The organism is Shewanella electrodiphila (assembly GCF_023283985.1).
GTDB classification, from domain to species: Bacteria; Pseudomonadota; Gammaproteobacteria; order Enterobacterales; family Shewanellaceae; genus Shewanella; species Shewanella electrodiphila.
This window is the reverse complement of sequence record NZ_JAKIKU010000003.1, coordinates 414,435-433,370: the sequence shown is the minus strand read 5'-3', so window position 1 is coordinate 433,370 and position 18,936 is coordinate 414,435. Positions and strand designations below refer to the sequence as shown.

The following is an 18,936-nucleotide window of genomic DNA, read 5'->3' as shown; positions in this document are numbered from 1 at the left end:
CTGTAGCGCGTTTAATTGTATTTGAAAAATATAAAAAAGGGCTTTCTCACTGAGAAGGCCCTTAGTTTTTATTGGCTGTTAAGCTGTGGTGTTATTTGTCAATAACAGCATTAAAGCGCTCAAATGCTTCAGTTAAATCCGCAATTAAATCATCAGGATCTTCTAAGCCAATATGAAGTCTAATCAGTGGTTTACTGGTATCCCATGTTGTTGCAGTGCGCAGTCTATCAATACCGAATACACCTAAAATAAGGCTCTCATATCCGCCCCATGAAAAGCCCATTTTAAAATGACGCATGTTTTCAACAAATGCAGTGACAGAGGCTAAGTTGCCTTGTTTTAATACAAATGAGAATAGGCCATTACCACCACTAAAATCACGTTGATAAAATTCATGACCAGGGCAGGTTTCAAAGGCAGGATGACGCAGATGATCCACTTCAGGTCGGCTAGCTAACCAATTGGCGACTTTAAGCGCATTCTTATCATGCTGGGCCATTCTTACACCTAATGTGCGTAAACCACGCGCGGCGAGGTACACATCGTCAGGTGACGTAGTCTGGCCCATGATATAACTATTTTCACGCAGTTGTTCCCAGTGGGCTTCATTAGCTGTTGCTGTGCCCATCATCACATCTGAATGGCCGACGATGTACTTGGTTGCAGCTTGGATGGAGATATCCACGCCCATTTCAAAAGGGCGGGAATTAATTGGCGATGCCCAAGTATTATCGAGCATTACCACAACATCATGTTCATGTGCGATTCGGCTTAATGTTGGCACATCTTGAATCTCCATGGTGATAGACCCTGGAGATTCTAGGAACAAGACTTTTGTATTCGGCTGGATTAAGTCTTTAATTCCTTCGCCAATAAGCGGATCGTAGTAAGTGGTTTCAATGCCAAAGCCTGCCAGCAATTTATTACATAAATCACGCGTCGGTTCATAGGCGCTATCGACCATTAATAAATGATCGCCACTTTTTAAGAAGGACAACAGAGCAGCACTAATAGCACCAGCACCAGATGGGTAAAGCGCAGTACCTGCGCCGCCTTCTAATTCACTGATTGCTTGTTGAAAAGAGAAATGAGTAGGGGTGCCACGGCGGCCGTAAAACATTTCGCCATTGGTTTTGTTTTTAATCGCAAAACGCATGTCATCCATGGTATCGAATACGACTGTCGATGCGCGATATACTGGTGGGTTTATAATCCCTTGCGAGTATTTCTTTTCTCTACCGACACTGACAATTTGAGTGGCTAGTTTGTCTTGCTGATTACTCATAAACTCATTCCCAATTGATACAAGGTGATGTTATCTATTAATTTAGCCATCCTACCATCTATACGGCCATAATAAAGCGCTAGTCGAATATAAATGACGATTTATCGTGTGCTTAGCTTACTTAGGGTCTGTAATTGGAAACGCCAAACTAAATTGCACACCAGAACCATCAGCGAGGTTTTGTGCATGTATTTCCCCTTGATGAAACTCGGTGATTAATCTCACGATATATAGCCCTAAGCCTAAATGAGGCTTTGTTTGCATGCCTTGTGGTCTGATCGACACCATGGATTCAAAAATTTGCTCACTCATATCTTGAGGTAATAAAGGGCCGCGGTTGCTAACCGTTAACTTGGCCATTTTTCCTGATTGTTTCAACGAAACTTCAATCGGATCTTCAGTACTAAATTCAATCGCATTATTAATCAGTTTATCCATTAATTGGGCAATGTATTCTGGCACACCGTTCATAGACATAGTGTGCTCATTTATGGCGACAGCAAACTCGTTATCAGGATAGGTGTATTGATACCCTTGCATACAACCGCTGACAACTTGTTGCAGTGAAAAATCACTTTGTTCAACATGGGATAAACTGGCTTCAAGACGAGTAGCTTCACTTAAATTATTTAAAATAAGATGTAAACGGCTCACACCTTCTTGGGCGCGGGCGACATACTTTTCACTTGCAGGTTCAAGAGGTTGTAGACTTAAGTGTTCAAGAGAAGAACGCACCACTGCCACAGGGGTTCTAAGCTCATGGGATAAGCGTGATGACATGTTTTCAAGGTAATGGGTATATTGTCCTAGTCTGCCAACAATATTGGCAAAGCTACGTGACAAATCGCCTATTTCATCACGGGTTTTAGACGGCACAATTTGTTGTCTCACTCGGCCTTGGCTATCAATGGCTTGCTCAGATTGGTCGCGCAGTTTTCGAATGCGGCTTGAGATACTTGAGGCAAATATGAATAGCGCCAATGTGCCCATGCTCATAATAGTTAAGATGACATTAAATAACTTTTCTAAAGCGCGGTTACGTAACGTGCGGATCCCATGGGTGGTTTCTTCTGCAATGACAGCGCCCATGACTTTATCATCAATCCAAATAGGGCTAGCAGCAGCTAAAACAACGGCTTTGTTATCTGGTGTTAGACGCCAAGTTGAGGCACGTTTGCCATTTAAAGCCTGTTGAATGTGACTGCCATTGAGTTCGGTTGAATCTTGCAATGAGTCAACAAAATCCTGTGGTGGTTTAGTGAGAATTTTATAATACAAAGGCAATAAGTGATCACTTTTAAATTGGCGCCAAGCACTGGCGGTTTCTGTTTCATTTAAACTTGAAGACCAGACATTGTTAGTCGCGCGAATATCCCCTGATTTTGCTAACACACGGCCGTGGTTATCAACCACCCAAATACGCGAGCTGTTATGGCTCATGCCTTTAATGATATTTTCAATTTCAGGCGAGGGCACCAATACCGTTCCTAATTGAGCCACAGAGTCGATAGCGGAAGTGCCAATAATGGTATTCACAGTGCGAGTTTTAACATCGTCGACATTATAAATCGCAAAACCAAGTTTACTGCCCACCATAGAAAGCGGCATTCTAAACTCGATATTGTAGCCATCTTTCGTCGCTAGCCATTGTCCTTGGATACGAATTTCTGGTGTTACTGGCATGGACTGAGCTGGATCTTGAGGCAATTCGAATGCGCTTAACCAGCCATCTTGTGTGTTAGCAACGATATAACGTCTAAATTGGCCATCTGGTGATTGAGTGGCAATCACTAAGTGGTCGTTCTTATCGACACGTAAGCTATTTTTACTGCGATAAACCAACTGTTTATCGTGTACTTTAAAAAAACCATATAAGTAGCCAGCATATTTACCCACCATGTGGGTAAAGTGAATATCAACCGGTTGATTTTCATTTCGATTAAAAATCACATGATCACTAGCGTAATTGATCATACGGTGCTGGTATTGCTGCCAATCAATCAGCTTACCATCTAATTGAATTGGGCCTGATAATGGGTAAGCATAAAGGTCGCGGCCTTTTTCAACTTGGCTTAAAAAACTCGCTTGATGATTAAACAGTTTCGGCCGTTCATGCAACGCAGTTGCTAATGCTTGGGTTGTGCCTTCTAAGGTTTTTTCTTGCCCATGTCGTAAATACTTTTCCATCTCCCAAACATACTCATAACCCAGCCAAGGCAAGCAAAGTAAGAATAAAGACAAGATAACGACTTTGGCACGCAGACCTATGGGAATATTAAACATTAGCTAACACTATCCCAGCGATAACCCATGCCGTAAACGGTATCTATACAATTAAAGTCTTTATCTGCGCTGATGAACTTTTTACGAATCCGTTTAACATGAGAAGTAATAGTACTGTCATCGACAAAAATTTTAGCTTCTTGCATTAGGTCTTGGCGACTGCGGACGTGCCCGGGATGTTTTGCCATCGCATGCACCATCCAAAACTCAGTTACGGTTAACTCAATGGGTTGTTGGTTCCAATATACTTGAATTCGATTGCCATCAATGGTTAATGCACCATGTTCGATGAGGTTATCTTCGACGGTGGCAGCGCCAATGAGTTCTGAACGTCTAAAAAGCGCGGCAATACGGGCAATTAAATGCGGAAAGCTAACATCTTTTGATAAGTAATCATCTGCGCCTAAGCGAAGGCCGCAAACGGTATCAAAATCACTGTCTCTTGCGGTGAGAAAAATAATCGGCAAGCTACTCGACATTGAACGAAGTGATTGACATAAGGTAAAACCCCCATCGATTTCATTTTCCAAACCGATATCAATAATAGCTAAGTCCGGAAGGCGAGCATTGAAGGCCAGCATTGCTGCGGGACGGTTGGCATAGCCCTGCACATTATAGCCTTGCTGTTGTAGCAATTCTTTGTAGTTTTCTCTAATAGCAACTTCATCTTCAACGATGGCAATTCTTTTCATGTATTGGTTTTTCTTGTGACTTATATGGCTGACTATACATGATTTTTAATCCAAAAAAATCGTCACAAAGTAATTGCCATATTGTTGCCACATTTCATCTCTACATTGCCATTTTTATGCCCCTTGGTTGCCATTTCTATTGTGTTTAATAGTGACATCGAATGAGACGCAGCGACATTCAAGTTTGTTTATTGAATCACTCATTGTCTCCTTCATTTTATGACTTAACTAGAACACAAAAGGAATCACCATGAAAAAGCAATTAATCGCAGTAGCCGTAATCAGCAGTTTATTTATTTCTACTATCTCAGTCGCTAATGCAGAATCTAATTTGAATACTGAGCCAATGACCGAACAAGTCACTGAGCGTGAACACACTGAAGAGTTAGTCGGACTGACGTCAGGTGCTGTATTAGGCGCAGTGGTAGGCGGGCCTGTTGGTGCAATTATCGGCGCGTTTGCCGGTACCTTAATTGGTAAAACAGTAGGTGATGATTCTGAAATTCAAACTCAGAAAGAAATGTTAGTGCAGCAACAGCAATCTATTGAAATCCAAACGTCTGAGTTAACTGCCTTACATGAAAAACAGCAATCACTTGCAGAGGTGACGGATGAGTATTTACTCGTGCAATCGCAATTAACTGACTTGCGTGAAGCGCAGCAACAACAGTTACAAGAATTAGCTATTGGCTTGAATGTGCAGTTCAAAACAGGGTCGTCCACTATCGAGCCACACTTTGAGCAACAACTTGATGACGTGGCTTACTTAATGGCTTTATCTCCTGAATTAATGTTGGATTTGACGGGCTACGCAGATCGTCGCGGAGATAGCACATTTAACCAGGCGCTTTCTGAGCAAAGACTGATTGAAGTGACAAGTTATCTACAAAGCCAAGGCGTATCAGCTGAGCGTCTACATGCCAAAGCATTTGGAGCATCAGCGCCATTACATGCCCAGCAAAGTTTTGAAAATGACTTTTTTGACCGTCGTGTCACATTGAAAATTATGCCTGTCGGTGAAGCTCTCGCTGCTAACTAATTAACCTTTATTAAAGATTCAACCTTCGTGAAACCTTGCTGAGTTGGCAGCGTTTCATCGAAGGGAGTACCGAGTTCAAGGAGAGAAACGATGAAAAGGTTAACCCGTTACCGAAACAGGAAAATACCTATAATTAGGAATGCCACTAACAAGCTTGATCTAGCAGCCTATGGCTGTTCAGGTCTAATTCTGTTGGCATTGATGCTTTTGAATGTGTTGTTTCCAGTGCATGCCATGGGATCATCAGATCGCAGAAATACTGGCTCTGAGCATAAAGGAAATGACTTATCCGAAGTGACCCAAGGAATATTGCGTTATCAGGTTAATGGTCAGCAATTTGAAAGTTTACCTTTAAAAACTGATGTCAGGATGAAAGTCTCTGGCTGGACAAATAGGGTGAGTGTTAAGCAAACCTTCACAAACCAATCTAGTGATTGGATTAATGGTAGTTATATTTTCCCGTTATCGTCTAATAGTGCGGTCGATCAAATGCGCCTCATTATCGGCGAGCGGGTTATTGAAGGCGATATTCAACCTAAAAAGCAAGCTAAAGCCACATTTGAAAAAGCAAAGTCTCAGGGGAAAAGAGCCAGTCTCGTATCACAGCAACGCGCTAATATATTCACCACAGAAGTCGCTAATCTTGGGCCGAAGGAAACATTAACGGTTGAAATTAGTTATCAAGAAAAACTGCGCTATAGAGACGGTGAGTTTAGCTTACGATTTCCGATGACGATTAACCCTAGGTATAAGCCAGGATCTTCGGCGGTTGATGGCGAGACTGTTAATCATAAGCCATTAAATGGTGTGACTGTAACGTCTGAATTATCGCAACAATCGTATGAATCTTTATCGCCAACATTGCCGTCATCACTGTTAAGTTTTTCACCTGAATTTTTATTGTACCCAGCGGCAGACGATCGAAGTGAGATTGATTACGAGCTGGATGATAAAAACTCAGACGGGGTAACGGTCAACTTACTAGTGGAATTAGAAGCAGGCTTTAATGTTGCAGATATCAACAGCCCATACCAAGAGATTAAAAAGGTTGGTGCAGGGGATAAATGGCAAATATCGCTTGTGGGGCAACAAAAAGCCAATAAAGATTTTGTGCTGACCTGGCGAGCGCAGGCTAATGAAAGCTTATCGCCGCTGACAGCAGTGTTTACTCAGCAAGGTCAGACTCATGAAGTCGTTAATCAACAGAGTAAAGAACATAGTAATAAAAAGAGTAATGAAAAGAGTAATAAGCATATTGATAACAAGGCAAAGCTTAATCAAGTGGAATATGGTTTAGTCATGCTGACACCTCCAGCAGCGTCAAATCAAAGCCAATTTGTTCAAAGGGACCCAAATACAAACGATGACATCAGTAAACATCACTTGCCACGAGAGTTAATTTTAGTGATTGATACGTCAGGCTCAATGTCAGGCGGCTCTTTAGAACAGGCCAAACAAGCGATGCTTTATGCGCTTGCAGGATTAACCAGCCAAGATAAATTCAATGTGATTGAGTTTAATCACGCGATGAGTCAGTTATCTGAACAATCATTAGTAGGCTCAAGTAGCAATATCGGCAAAGCTAATCAGTTTGTCCGTCAACTTGAAGCTAATGGTGGAACTGAAATCAGTAAAGCCTTATCAGTGTCTTTGACTCACGCTGGAAATCAAGCTGGAAATCACGAGGATGAATTTAATCGCGCACAAGAGCATTCAACGTTGTTAAGGCAAGTTATTTTTATCACTGATGGCGCGGTGAGTAATGAGCATGGCTTATTTCAGCAAATTGAAGCTGAATTAGGCGACAGCAGGTTATTCACCGTAGGGATCGGTTCGGCGCCTAATTCATACTTTATGGAACGTGCAGCTATGTTTGGGCGCGGTACATATACATACATTGGTAAAACGTCTGAAGTAAAAAGCAAAATTTCGCAATTACTCGCTAAAATCGAGAAACCAGTGAGTACAGATATTAAGTTAACTTATCAAGATGGCACAGTACCTGATTATTGGCCTGCTCAGATCCCCGATTTATATCAAGATGAACCATTATTAGTGAGTTATAAATCGCCTTCATATAACCAACAAGATTTAATTGTTTCAGGTTATAGCCAAGGACAATATTGGCAACATCAGATAAACCGTAATGCACCCAAACAAGCTGCGGGTCTGGATTTAATCTGGGCAAATGCGCAAATTGATGCTATTGAAGCCACCCAAAGTCGCAGCAACTTACAGCGAGTGAAAAAGCAAGTGGAAGCATTGGGAATGAAATATCATTTAGTCACATCGCAAACAAGCCTAGTTGCGGTTGATAAAACACCAGTGAACCCTATGGCCGAATTTAATCGCAATCAACAGGTGAAAAGACATATGCCTGATGGCTGGAAAAGACCTCAAGGTGTTTTGCCTCAAACTGCAACATCTAGTCGGCTAAACATTTTAATCGGGCTAAGCCTACTTATCATTGCTTTGCTACATGGCCTTTGGCTAAAAGGTTTGTTACCCGCACAGCGACTCATTTTGCCCAAAAATAACGAGCAAGGCGGGTCTTATGATGTCATTTAAATGGATTATTCCGAGTTGTGTGGCATTGATAGGAGTGAGTTTTTTATCGCAAGGAGCGTATATGCAAATTAAAGCTAATTTTGCTCAATATTTGATTGAGCAGGCATGGAGTAAAACCTTAGAAGATCAATTACCGCATAAACCTTGGAGCTGGGCAGATACACACCCTGTGGCTAAGTTAAAATTATACGCAGATAAAGAAACTGACTTATATCCAATCGGCCAGCCAATGTTTGTTCTCGCGGGGGCTTCAGGGAGAAACTTAGCATTTGGCCCAAGCTTAGTATTAAGTGGTGCTGGAGTGGGTGAGCAAGGTAATACCATTATTGCAGGGCATAGAGATACACATTTTTTACCCCTGCAACAAGTGAAAAAAGGGGACATTGTTGAGCTTGAAACATCATACGGAATGCAGCAGAACTACTTAATCACACATATTGATATCGTTCACGAAACACAAACTGAAGTACTTAATATGACAACGGATAACCAGTTAACTTTAATAACGTGTTATCCGTTTGAAGATTTATCTGCTAACAGCGATTATCGCTATGTGGTGACGGCCAAGAAAGTAAACAGTGGTCATCGTTTAATTTGAAATGGGCATCACTCTATTACGACCTAATCGTTTTGCTTCGTATAACAACTTGTCAGCACTTTCAATCAGCTGACTGGTTGTTTGTTTTTCTTTCCATTCACTGACGCCGAATGAAGCAGTAATATTATCAATACGTGTTTCGCTGCGTCGGTCTTTGACGCTCAGTTTTTCTATAGAGCGGCGCATGGCTTCAGCCAGTTGTCTTGCAATGCGTTGTTTGCTGTTAGGCAATAAAATTGCAAACTCTTCGCCACCAAATCGGTAAAGTTTAACCCCATCACGACAAGATTCCTGTAACCGTTTAGATACTACTTTGAGGACTAAATCCCCCAGCTGGTGGCCGAAGGTGTCATTGAATTGTTTGAAATGGTCAATATCGGCGATTATCAAACAAGCCCCTGACGGAGATTGACTGATAAGGGCATTAATATCTTCGTTAAATGCACGGCGGTTTAATGCTTCGGTTAATGCATCAAATAAAACATCTTTTTCAGATTCAGCTAGGCGTTGTTTGAGGGTATTTATCTCTGATTGTGCTTTGTCCAATTGCTGGGTAAAACTAACGGTACTTGAATGTATATTTGCTGACTCACTGACGATATTGCGAACGACCTTGATAACTTGCTCAAGTGAAAAGCCTTTGCTTTCAAGTTCGCTTAACTTACTAAATTCCTTTTCGATTTTTGATTGAAAATTGTTGGTGTCATGATTAGTGTCTTTTAAGGATTGAGACAGCTCGCAAACCATTGCATCAAGGTTTTGTCTCATATCACGCACATCTAGCTCAACGGGATCTGAAATGTGTTCTCGGTAAAGTAATTCGCTGGAAACAGGAGAGTATTGCTGGTTTTGTGCAATAGCTGAATCGAGGGCAAGGTTAAGCTTGGGATTGGATTCGGCCACATATGTGTACCAAAGTGCATAATTGGTCGGCGTGGTTGGAATGCTGTGTTTCAACATTAAAGGAACGGCTTTTTTTAAATTTAAAGCGGCAGATTTTAGTTGATCAGTTGACATGCAATTCCTCAATACCAGTTGAGGTCACTTTGCAAACTATCAAAAGAAAAGAGGCATAATTTTAATGAATGTTGATGCTTGAAAGTGACTTAATTATTAATCTTCAACGTTTTTTAAGCACCTTTATTAAGGTGCTTTTTGAACATTAGAATGAATAGGATACGGCAAACATGGGGCCAGTAAAACTATAATTTATATTGTAATCTAAAGTTCTAAATTCTTTATCCAAGATACTACGAGAACGCTCAATATCAACGTCAACATCGTAATAATTATACGCCAAAGATAAGTGGAAGTTTTCACAGATCATGGCACTAACACCTGCTCGAATATCGACTAATGAACCTTTAAAGTTATCATACTTAATAGCAAAGTATTGTGCATGAGCACTAAACTGCCAACCTGGGTAAAATTCGTACATGCCGAATAAACCAATATTTGGTAAAGGTGCTGTTAACGCGTTATCAACAACTTTAGGCGTAAATGAGACGGTATCACACAAGCTATTTGGTTCGCTAGTTTCGCCACAGAGGCTAATGTCACCTTCAAATATGGTTTCTACAAACATAGTATGCAAACCAATTGAGCCGCCTACAGTGTAATCATTGCCTTCCCAAATATCATATCCGTAACCAATTCTTAAAATATCGATATTTAATGTGGTCGATAATTTAGCACTGCCGTCAATGACATAGCTTTGATCATTATCACCAAACTCAGGGATTTCGATATCAAAACCTAACTGTGGGGTATCGGCATTACGGTGTAATGACTTCCAATCGACATAAATGTGGTGGCGTTCTTTGAAGCTATATTGGAATTCAAAAAAAGGCAGGAATTGATCTTCGGTTAACAGCAAGTCATCCTCAAAATCGAGCAAATAATAATTACCGGTATCTTTAGCACTTTTCACTAGCATCGTTGAATCTGAGCTAGCGTAAAATGCACCAAGGGTAAATTTGTATTCGTCAGCTTTAACATGGCCAGTAGTACAAACCACAGCTAAAAGTCCTAAAGAGGCTCGCTTAAACATTTTATCTCCGCACTTAATATGAACTCATTGTGAGTTAGACGTGCTTTTTATTTTTATTTTATAATCAGGGTTATATCTTTTTGCGTACTAATACTAGCACTATGTAACTAAATGTGAAGACTTTGTTGGTTAAAATGTGCTAAAAAGTGATCCTAGATCAAAGTTTAGAAGTGTCGACAAACATCGGGCTAAAGCTAAATATTTGTATGATAAATTTAAGTGCCTGTTTTAAAAGCTTTAAGTTGGGTTTTACGGTGAGGCCTGGCTTGGTTTAATGAATCTTTAAAATGAAGTGTTCAGTGTGTTTAAGGGAACATTAATGGAATATTTACTGATTATTTTATGGAATTTACAGTCAGTATTTTGACTAAGTGTTAAAAATTTGTAATTGAGAGGGTTTGTCAATTTTTTGCTGATTTGATATTACGTCTACAAGTGTTAAAGCTAATTACTCTTTGCCATAATTTTGCTATAAAGCGATATTAAAATAACCTCGTACATTCCTGTTTGAGTATTAATCCATTATGGATACTGATTTATTAAAAACGTATTTAGAAGTTTATCGCACCCGTCATTTTGGAAAAGCTGCAGATAATCTATTTTTAACTCGTAGCGCGGTGAGCTTCAGAGTTAAACAGCTTGAGAATATGTTAGGTGTTTCGCTGTTTAATAGAGAGCGAAATAATATTCAGCCCACACCAGCGGGTGAGCGATTACTAGAGCATGCCAATGCCGTGTTAACCGCAGTTGAAAGGGCAAAGCAAGATGTATCATTGTCAGACAGTCAGCTAGTACAACTTAGCCTTGGTATTGGACACAATGTTTGGGATAGCTACTTAAATAAATTGATGCAACCATTATGTTCTGGCTTACAAGACGTGTCTTTAAGAACTGATGTGATAACCACGGCTGTGATGTCAAAACAGTTGTCGGAAAGAACGCTAGATATCGCGCTAAGTTTTGATCCTCTGCGTATCGATGATATCGAAATCACTAAACTACACCGCGTGAATTTAATATTGGTGGCTGACAAGCCTGACTTATCGGTGAATGATATAAGCCAATACCAGTATGTGAAAGTGGATTGGGGTACCGCTTTTAATATCATGCATGCGCAAGAGTTAGCATACTTTCCCATGGCATCTCTACATACCAGTTCTGCGCAAATAGCATTTGATTATCTAATGAGCAATGGCGGTAGTGCTTTTTTGCCTGAAACGATGGTTGAGGAAAAGCTTTTACAATCTGAACTGTTTTTAGTTGAAGGCGTTGAGCCAATGCGCAGACATATTTACGCCGCGCATTGGATTAACAGTGAGCGAATTGATGAAATTGAACAAGCTCTGCTAGTACTAACACATAAAATTTATCGTTGATCTTAGCTGGATCATTTAATGTTTTTAGCTGTCTTTACTACAAGAGAGTGATTCGGACGAATAGCTATAATAAGTAAGCATTGATCAATATTGCGCCCCACGTTATAGCGCACAATGCCAAACTTAAAAATACCGCTGCAGAAGCCACGTCTTTGGCTTGACCACTTAAAGGATGGATTTCATCACCTATTCTATCGACGACCGCTTCGATGGCTGAGTTAAGTAACTCTGTGATAAGTACGATGAACAAAGTCATTATCATTAATATTGATTCGATAAAGCTGACATTGGTGAAAAGTGCAATAGGGAGTAATACCATTGCTAAGATAAGTTCTTGTCTAAATGCAGCTTCATTTTTCCAGGCGCTTGTTAACCCCTGTAATGAAAAGCCAGTCGCTCGGATGATCCGTTTAAAGCCATTATTATTTACCGGTTTCATTTTATGCCTATATCTCATTTTGTGTGTAACGTAGGTAGATTGTTATATCAGCCCTTAACATAGCAAAATATAAAATCTTTACTAAAATCAATTATCTTGAATGCTGTTTAGTGTCAGAGTTGTTGTCTATAGCTGGGGTTAACTATGCTAGCTGTTAACTAAGGTAGGAGCCGACTACTGTTGCTATTCAATATGGTCGCTGTTGTGGCAGCAGTGTATTGATCAAGTCCAATAGGTTTCATTTTCAAATTATTACTAGCAAGGATGCTACTATGCAAAGATATTTACTGTCTATTATATTTCTTCCCATCTATTTATTACTTTCTGTTTCATTGTTTGCAGCTGAAAAGCCTCCCATTCAACTTGCTAGCCGGTTTCAAGATGACATCAAGGTTGAACAATACTTTGTCAGTGAAAAGCTTGATGGTGTAAGAGGCTATTGGAATGGTGAACATCTGTTGTCTCGCTCTGGTAGAAAGATATTCGTGCCTGATTGGTTTGTTGCAGACTTTCCAGCGTCTAAACTGGATGGCGAGTTATGGATTAAACGTAATGATTTTGAATCAGTGTCCGCGCTATCGCGAAGTCAGAGGGTCGATAACCCCTTGTGGCGACAAGTTAAGTTTATGATTTTTGATATGCCAGAACATAAGGGCGAATTTAGTCAGCGTGTGCAAGACATGGCACAAATAGCGTCTCACTCTAAGTACATAAACATGATCCCCCAACAATCATTCTCAACTCACGAAGCGCTATATCAAGAACTTAATCGTGTTATAGCACTAAAAGCTGAAGGCCTGATGCTACATAAAAAATCGGCCTTGTATAAAGTGGGCCGCAGCCAAGATATTGTTAAACTCAAACCTCGCTATGATGCTGAAGCCATTGTCATCGCTTATAACGAAGGTAAGGGGAAATATTCAGGTTTACTAGGCTCTCTCACTGTTGAAATGCCTGATGGAAAACAGTTTAAAATTGGCAGTGGTTTTAGTGATCATCAAAGAGCTAACCCGCCGGCAATTGGCTCAATCATCACTTACCAATATTTAGGGCTGACGAAAAACGGCATTCCACGATTCGCGCATTTTTTAAGGTTAAGGAATGAATAAATATAGGCTTTTTGACCTAAACCTAGTTAATATTAGGTTCGCTAAATCTACGATTTTTCCAAGCGAAATAAAGGAGTAAGTATTGGAATCCCAATCCCATTCTAAAGCTGATGCGATACAAACGCTAAACTTGAGTCAGGTTAAGTCAGTACTTTTTGTTTGTCTCGGTAATATTTGCCGCTCGCCTAGCGCTGAAGCTGTTTTTCGCCATAAAGTTGCTGAGTTAGGTCTTGAAATTCATATAGATTCAGCAGGAACAGCGGCCTATCATCAAGGAAACCCACCGGATCCTCGTTCAATCAAAGCAGGTGAGGCTCGTGGATTAGAGTTCAGTGGTATGAAAGCACGTAAAGTAATAGACCAAGATTTTGAGCAGTTTGACTTAATATTGGCAGCTGATAACACTAATATGGATGATTTAATCATTCGCTGTCCTTCTCAATACCAACATAAATTGAGGTTGATTTTATCCTTTGCAGCAGATGACGTTAACGGTGTAATGGAAGTGCCCGATCCCTATTACGGCGGCGAGAATGGTTTTGAAGTGGTTTTAGATTTGTTGGATGCAAGTTTAGTTGCGTTGGCAAAGCGGATTAAATCGGCAGAATCTCTCTAATTTAACGTATAAAGGCTTATCATGTGATAAGCCTTTATACGTTCTATCGTAACGTAATAACTAATTAGGGTTAACCATTTTGATGACGTTTACCTGAACGTTTTAATTTTTCTTGTTCAATTTTTTGCTGTTTAATGGCTTCTTTTTCTGCCATCACTCGCGCTACTTCAGCTTTTTCAATCTCAGCCATTTCAGGGGTTTCTAAGGTCAATAAGCCTGTTTTTCCTGAGCGGAATTCATGGAGTAGTAATTCAGATGCTTTGTGTAAATCAATACGACCGCCTGGTCTTAATGCACCGCGTTTACGGCCAATTTCTTCGAGTAATTCAATATCGGTTTCAGGCAGTGACTTGAGTTTATATCGCTCACAAATCTCTTCAGGATAGGCGTGAAGAAAATACTCTGCAGCGAACATGGCGACATCTTCATATTCCATTGCAGTATCTTTAATCGCACCAGTGACAGCTAAACGATAACTACTTGATTCGTTATCAACCTTTGGCCATAAAATACCAGGAGTGTCAGACAGTACGATACCATTTTTTAAATTGATACGTTGTTGACGCTTGGTGACAGCGGGTTCGTTACCTGTTTTTGCGAGAGTGCGACCCGCAAGGGTATTAATAATAGTGGACTTACCGACATTCGGGATCCCCATAATCATGGTACGAATATCTTTTTCAAGTTTGTCGCGAGAAGGAACTAACTTACGACAAATATCAGGAATGCTTTTAACTTGACCTGGTTGAAGTGTGGTTATCGCAGTTGCTTTTACACCTTGTTCACGCTCTAGGTATTCAATCCAGCGTGCGGTCACTTTAGGATCGGCTAGGTCTGATTTGTTGAGTAGTTTAATACATGGCTTATCGCCCCTTAAGGTTGAAACCATAGGGTTTTCACTACTATATGGAATACGCGCATCTAATACTTCGATGACAAGATCGACTTGAGGCATTGCCTCTTCAATCTCTTTTCGAGCTTTGTGCATGTGTCCTGGGTACCATTGAATTGCCATGTGTTTGCCTTTTTTAAAACCACTACTAACAAAGGGGGCATATTCTACCTTGTTATGCCGTTAAATGATAAAAAAAAGCGCCATTTGGCGCTTTAAACTTATTGGAAATACTCAAGAACTTAAATAACGCCAAGCTCTCGTAGTCTTTCCATTAAGTAGCTATCTGCTGTGTAGCGCTCAGATAACACCACTTCTGGGTTGGGATGTAAAAACAGTGGTAACGAAATACGCGATTTGGTCTTATCTGTTCCTTCAGGGTTAATGACTCGATGTGACGTTGATGGATAATAACCACCAGATGCTTCTTGAAGCATATCACCGATATTAATAATGATATTACCAAAATCACTGGGTACATCTATCCAATTATCATCTTTGGTTTGTACTTGAAGACCTGGCTCGTTAGCCGCGGGTAGTACAGTTATTAAGTTAATATCTTCATGTGCTGCTGCGCGAATTGCGCCTAGTTCTTCATCGCCAGCCATTGGTGGGTAGTGCAGAACACGTAATAATGTTTTTTCGCTTTCAGCTATCATGGCTGGCAGCGGAATTGAAAATTTTGCAGCTACCTCAGCTGGTGCATACTCTTCAATCCAACCTAATAATTCCGCAGCTAATTCATTAGCATGTTTATAGTAAGCCAGAATGTTGGCTTTTAATGATTCAGGTATACGGCCCCAAGGGTAAACGTGAAAATATTCTTTGATATCTTTTACGCTATGGCCTTTTGCCGTTTCAGAAATTGAGGCCGGGAAAAACCCATCCTGTGTTTCTGGTTTGAATAAAAAATCATTTTTTTGTTCAGACTGGAAAAACTCATACCATTCTTTATAGATGGTTTCGACGAGTTCTTTACTGATTGGGTGATTGGATAATACACCAAACCCTGTTTCTCTTAATGACTCAACAAACTGCTTTGCACAGCCCTCTGAGCGGTAATCAATTGTTTCTAATTTCATGTTTTCTACTTATTGTTTTATTTGACCCAATGTGATTTTAACCTCCGTCACACTTTGTCGCAATTTTTTGATCTAAAAAGCGGTCTTATAAGTCGAAATAGTGATCTTTATTCGGCATACTGCCATCTGTTTAACTATTGCTTTAAAGTGAGAAGGCTAAGATTGAAGTTAGGACGATGCAAATGAATGAATTAACTGAGTTTGAAAAGTATGTCATTGAGCAGAAAGGAACTGAACGTCCATTTAGTGGAGAATACGTCAATCATGAAGCTGAAGGTTTATATCTGTGTAAAAAATGCTTAGCGCCTTTATATAAAAGCGAACATAAATTTAATGCTTTTTGTGGCTGGCCTGCATTTGATGATGAAATACATGGTGCAATCAAGCGTACTGTAGATGCAGATGGTCAACGCACAGAAATTACTTGCTATGAATGTGGCGGTCATCTTGGTCATGTGTTTAAAGGTGAAATGCTCACCGGTAAAAATATGCGTCATTGTGTCAACTCTATTTCAATGGTTTTTAAAAGTTACGATGAAATAGAAGCAGAGAAATCTAAAGCGGCCAAATCGATGCAAATGGCCACATTTGGTGCAGGTTGCTTTTGGTGTATAGAGGCCGTTTTCCAAAGACTCGACGGGGTTGAGAGTGTTTATTCTGGTTATAGTGGCGGCACAACAGAAGATGCACATTATGATGCGGTATGCAGTGGTATTACAGGTCATGCCGAAGTCATACAAGTGACATTTAATCCAGCTGTGATTAGTTACAACACCTTACTGTCGGTATTTTTTGCGATTCATGATCCTACCACTTTGAATCAACAAGGTAATGATAAAGGTCCACAATACCGTTCGGTGATATTTACTCATAATGCTGAGCAAGTCGATCAAGCGACAATTGCAATTAGTAAATTGATACAGCAGGGGATTTGGCCAAAACCTATTGTGACTGAAGTTTCTATGTACGAAACTTTTTATCATGCAGAAAACTTTCATGATGACTATTTTGCTAAAAATGCAGAACAACCTTATTGCCAACTACTTATCAAGCCCAAGTTTGAACAGGCGATGAGACAATTTGAGGCATTACTAAAGAAAGATTAGTCTAGTTGATGTAAGAAATACCTACGCTGACAAAGCGGTAACCCAATAAAAAAGCGAACTTTCTAGTTCGCTTTTTTGTTGATGGAATAACATCACTTATTGATTCGGATTAAGAATCCAGTGCATCATCTGCCACTTTGTAATGTGGATCTTCAATCACATTAACTTCAACTAAATCACGTGCCTTATGGAGTAAATCTTTACAGTCTGGACTTAAGTGTCGTAAATGTAACTTTTTACCTGCTGCAACATATCGTTCAGCTAACGTATCAATAGCATCAAGTGCTGAATGATCAGCAACGCGCGAATTTTGGAAATCGACAATGATATCTTCAGGATCATTAGTTGCATCGAAAAGATCTAAGAAGTTAGATACAGAGCCGAAGAACAATGGGCCATTTAACTTGTAAACTTTCCAGCCATTGGCATCTGTATTAGTTTCAACGTTGATGTGTTTTGCGTGTTCCCATGCAAACACGAGTGCTGAAACAATAACGCCAACAAAAACAGCAAATGCCAAATCGGTAAATACGGTCACAGCAGTGACTAAGACGATAACGAATGCATCATGCTTTGGTACTTTGCCCATGACTTTAAAACTAGCCCATTCAAATGTCCCGAGTACCACAATGAACATTACACCGACTAGCGCGGCTAGAGGGATAATTTCAATGAATGCTGAGCCAAATAAAATAAAGGCAAGTAGTGCTAAAGCTGCAGTTATGCCAGATAAACGACCACGACCCCCTGAGTTGATATTAATGATTGATTGACCAATCATTGCACACCCACCCATAGCGCCGAAGAAGCCACTGGTAATATTGCCCACACCTTGACCAACACATTCTTTGTTACTTTTACCACGACTATTGGTCATTTCATCAATAACGGTAAGGGTTAACAGTGATTCAATTAAACCAATTGCAGCAAGAATAAATGCATACGGAAGGATAATAAATAGGGTATCTAGAGTAAATGGCACACTTGGAATGGCAAAGCTAGGCAAGGTGCCTGCAATGGTTGCATGCTCATCACCACTCATGGTTTTTAAGAAATCGAGTACATTACGCGTATCCAAATCTAAACCAACTACGATTGCGGTAACCGTTAAAATCGCGACTAATGAAGACGGAATCGCAGTGGTTAATTTTGGTAAAAAGTGGATGATCGCCATCGTTAAAGCGACTAAGCCGAGCATAATCATTAATGGCTCTTGTGCCAACCAGATCATGTTTCCTGCGGCATCTTTGACTTTAAATTGTCCAAGCTGGGCAAGGAAAATAACAATAGCGAGACCGTTTACAAAGCCAATCATCACAGGATAAGGAACAATGCGTATAAATTTACCGAGCTTGAATATACCTGCGGATATCTGAATTATCCCCGCCAGCACCACCGCTGCAAATAAATACTGTACTCCATGCTCAACAACAAGCGATACCATGACAACTGCCATAGCGCCGGTTGCGCCAGAAATCATGCCTGGGCGCCCGCCAATAACAGCAGTAATAATACCCATGATAAAGGCTGCGTATAAACCGACCATAGGTTCAACTTGAGCGACAAATGCAAAAGCAACAGCCTCTGGTATAAGTGCTAGTGCAACAGTCAATCCAGATAAAATATCTGCTTTGCTACTGCTTGTTTTGTGACGAAGTAGATCGAACATTTAGCCCCTGAAAACAATTGATGTGTTTGATAATAAAAGTGTGCGTATGTTAACAAAATTTAATGCTGCGCTAAACCTGAAATTAATCTTAATTGATTATAAATAGAATAATTCATTAAATTGTAAATATAA

16 protein-coding genes are annotated in these 18,936 nt (G+C 40.2%); 7 read left to right on the top strand and 9 right to left on the bottom strand.

Going from position 1 to position 18,936, the window contains the following annotated elements; all coding sequences use genetic code 11:
* Window positions 1-91: 91 nt before the first annotated feature.
* From L2737_RS07865 to pdsR, 3 genes are all read right to left on the bottom strand, one after another.
* A complete protein-coding gene (locus L2737_RS07865; protein ID WP_248955355.1) occupies window positions 92-1,285 on the bottom strand; it encodes a cystathionine beta-lyase in 1,194 nt (397 codons plus the stop codon).
* Between the two features lie 117 nt (window positions 1,286-1,402).
* Window positions 1,403-3,568, bottom strand: a complete 2,166-nt coding sequence (pdsS, locus tag L2737_RS07860; RefSeq protein WP_248955354.1) for a proteobacterial dedicated sortase system histidine kinase — start codon at window positions 3,566-3,568, stop codon at window positions 1,403-1,405.
* A complete protein-coding gene (gene pdsR, locus L2737_RS07855; protein WP_102529303.1) occupies window positions 3,568-4,260 on the bottom strand; it encodes a proteobacterial dedicated sortase system response regulator in 693 nt (230 codons plus the stop codon). Before pdsR ends, pdsS begins: the two co-directional genes overlap by 1 nt.
* Window positions 4,261-4,510: 250 nt before the next feature.
* Between pdsR and pdsO the strand changes: the two genes are divergently transcribed.
* The 3 genes from pdsO to L2737_RS07840 all read left to right on the top strand — a co-directional run bounded on the left by pdsO (window position 4,511) and on the right by L2737_RS07840 (window position 8,465).
* A complete protein-coding gene (gene pdsO / locus L2737_RS07850; protein ID WP_248955353.1) occupies window positions 4,511-5,299 on the top strand; it encodes a sortase-associated OmpA-like protein PdsO in 789 nt (262 codons plus the stop codon).
* Window positions 5,300-5,389: 90 nt separating this feature from the next.
* On the top strand, window positions 5,390-7,867 hold the full coding sequence (locus L2737_RS07845; RefSeq protein WP_248955352.1) for a marine proteobacterial sortase target protein: 2,478 nt from the start codon (window positions 5,390-5,392) through the stop codon (window positions 7,865-7,867).
* Window positions 7,854-8,465 (top strand): class GN sortase, encoded by a 612-nt coding sequence (locus L2737_RS07840; protein WP_102529306.1) that lies wholly within the window; start codon window positions 7,854-7,856, stop codon window positions 8,463-8,465. The genes L2737_RS07845 and L2737_RS07840 overlap by 14 nt, the downstream gene beginning before the upstream one ends.
* Here L2737_RS07840 and L2737_RS07835 read toward each other — a convergent pair.
* Both L2737_RS07835 and L2737_RS07830 read right to left on the bottom strand, forming a co-directional pair.
* Window positions 8,457-9,482, bottom strand: coding sequence for a GGDEF domain-containing protein (locus L2737_RS07835; protein ID WP_248955351.1), 1,026 nt, complete (start codon window positions 9,480-9,482; stop codon window positions 8,457-8,459). The two genes, L2737_RS07840 and L2737_RS07835, sit on opposite strands and share 9 nt — an antisense overlap.
* Window positions 9,483-9,627: 145 nt before the next feature.
* A complete protein-coding gene (locus L2737_RS07830; protein WP_102529308.1) occupies window positions 9,628-10,515 on the bottom strand; it encodes a hypothetical protein in 888 nt (295 codons plus the stop codon).
* Between the two features lie 524 nt (window positions 10,516-11,039).
* Between L2737_RS07830 and L2737_RS07825 the strand changes: the two genes are divergently transcribed.
* Window positions 11,040-11,891 (top strand): LysR family transcriptional regulator, encoded by an 852-nt coding sequence (locus tag L2737_RS07825; protein WP_248955350.1) that lies wholly within the window; start codon window positions 11,040-11,042, stop codon window positions 11,889-11,891.
* A 64-nt stretch (window positions 11,892-11,955) separates the two neighbouring features.
* Here the strand turns inward: L2737_RS07825 and L2737_RS07820 are convergent, their stop codons facing one another.
* Complete coding sequence (locus L2737_RS07820; RefSeq protein ID WP_102529310.1) at window positions 11,956-12,330, bottom strand: diacylglycerol kinase; 375 nt, start codon at window positions 12,328-12,330, stop codon at window positions 11,956-11,958.
* 272 nt (window positions 12,331-12,602) lie between these two features.
* On the opposite strand from L2737_RS07820, the gene L2737_RS07815 reads away from it, so the two are divergent.
* Entirely contained in the window at window positions 12,603-13,439 is an 837-nt protein-coding gene (locus L2737_RS07815; RefSeq protein ID WP_248955349.1) for a DNA ligase, read from the top strand.
* Window positions 13,440-13,569: 130 nt separating this feature from the next.
* On the top strand, window positions 13,570-14,055 hold the full coding sequence (locus tag L2737_RS07810; RefSeq protein ID WP_248955401.1) for a low molecular weight protein-tyrosine-phosphatase: 486 nt from the start codon (window positions 13,570-13,572) through the stop codon (window positions 14,053-14,055).
* A 70-nt stretch (window positions 14,056-14,125) separates the two neighbouring features.
* Here the strand turns inward: L2737_RS07810 and ylqF are convergent, their stop codons facing one another.
* Together ylqF and L2737_RS07800 are read right to left on the bottom strand one after the other, a co-directional pair.
* Entirely contained in the window at window positions 14,126-15,070 is a 945-nt protein-coding gene (ylqF, locus tag L2737_RS07805; RefSeq protein WP_229370387.1) for a ribosome biogenesis GTPase YlqF, read from the bottom strand.
* A 119-nt stretch (window positions 15,071-15,189) separates the two neighbouring features.
* The gene (locus L2737_RS07800) at window positions 15,190-16,029 is read right to left on the bottom strand and encodes an isopenicillin N synthase family dioxygenase (protein WP_229370384.1); all 840 of its coding nucleotides are present in this window, start codon (window positions 16,027-16,029) and stop codon (window positions 15,190-15,192) included.
* A gap of 182 nt (window positions 16,030-16,211) precedes the next feature.
* On the opposite strand from L2737_RS07800, the gene L2737_RS07795 reads away from it, so the two are divergent.
* Entirely contained in the window at window positions 16,212-17,135 is a 924-nt protein-coding gene (locus L2737_RS07795; RefSeq protein ID WP_102529314.1) for a bifunctional methionine sulfoxide reductase B/A protein, read from the top strand.
* A 109-nt stretch (window positions 17,136-17,244) separates the two neighbouring features.
* Here L2737_RS07795 and L2737_RS07790 read toward each other — a convergent pair whose 3' ends face one another.
* Window positions 17,245-18,804, bottom strand: a complete 1,560-nt coding sequence (locus L2737_RS07790; RefSeq protein ID WP_102529315.1) for a SulP family inorganic anion transporter — start codon at window positions 18,802-18,804, stop codon at window positions 17,245-17,247.
* Window positions 18,805-18,936 lie beyond the last annotated feature (132 nt).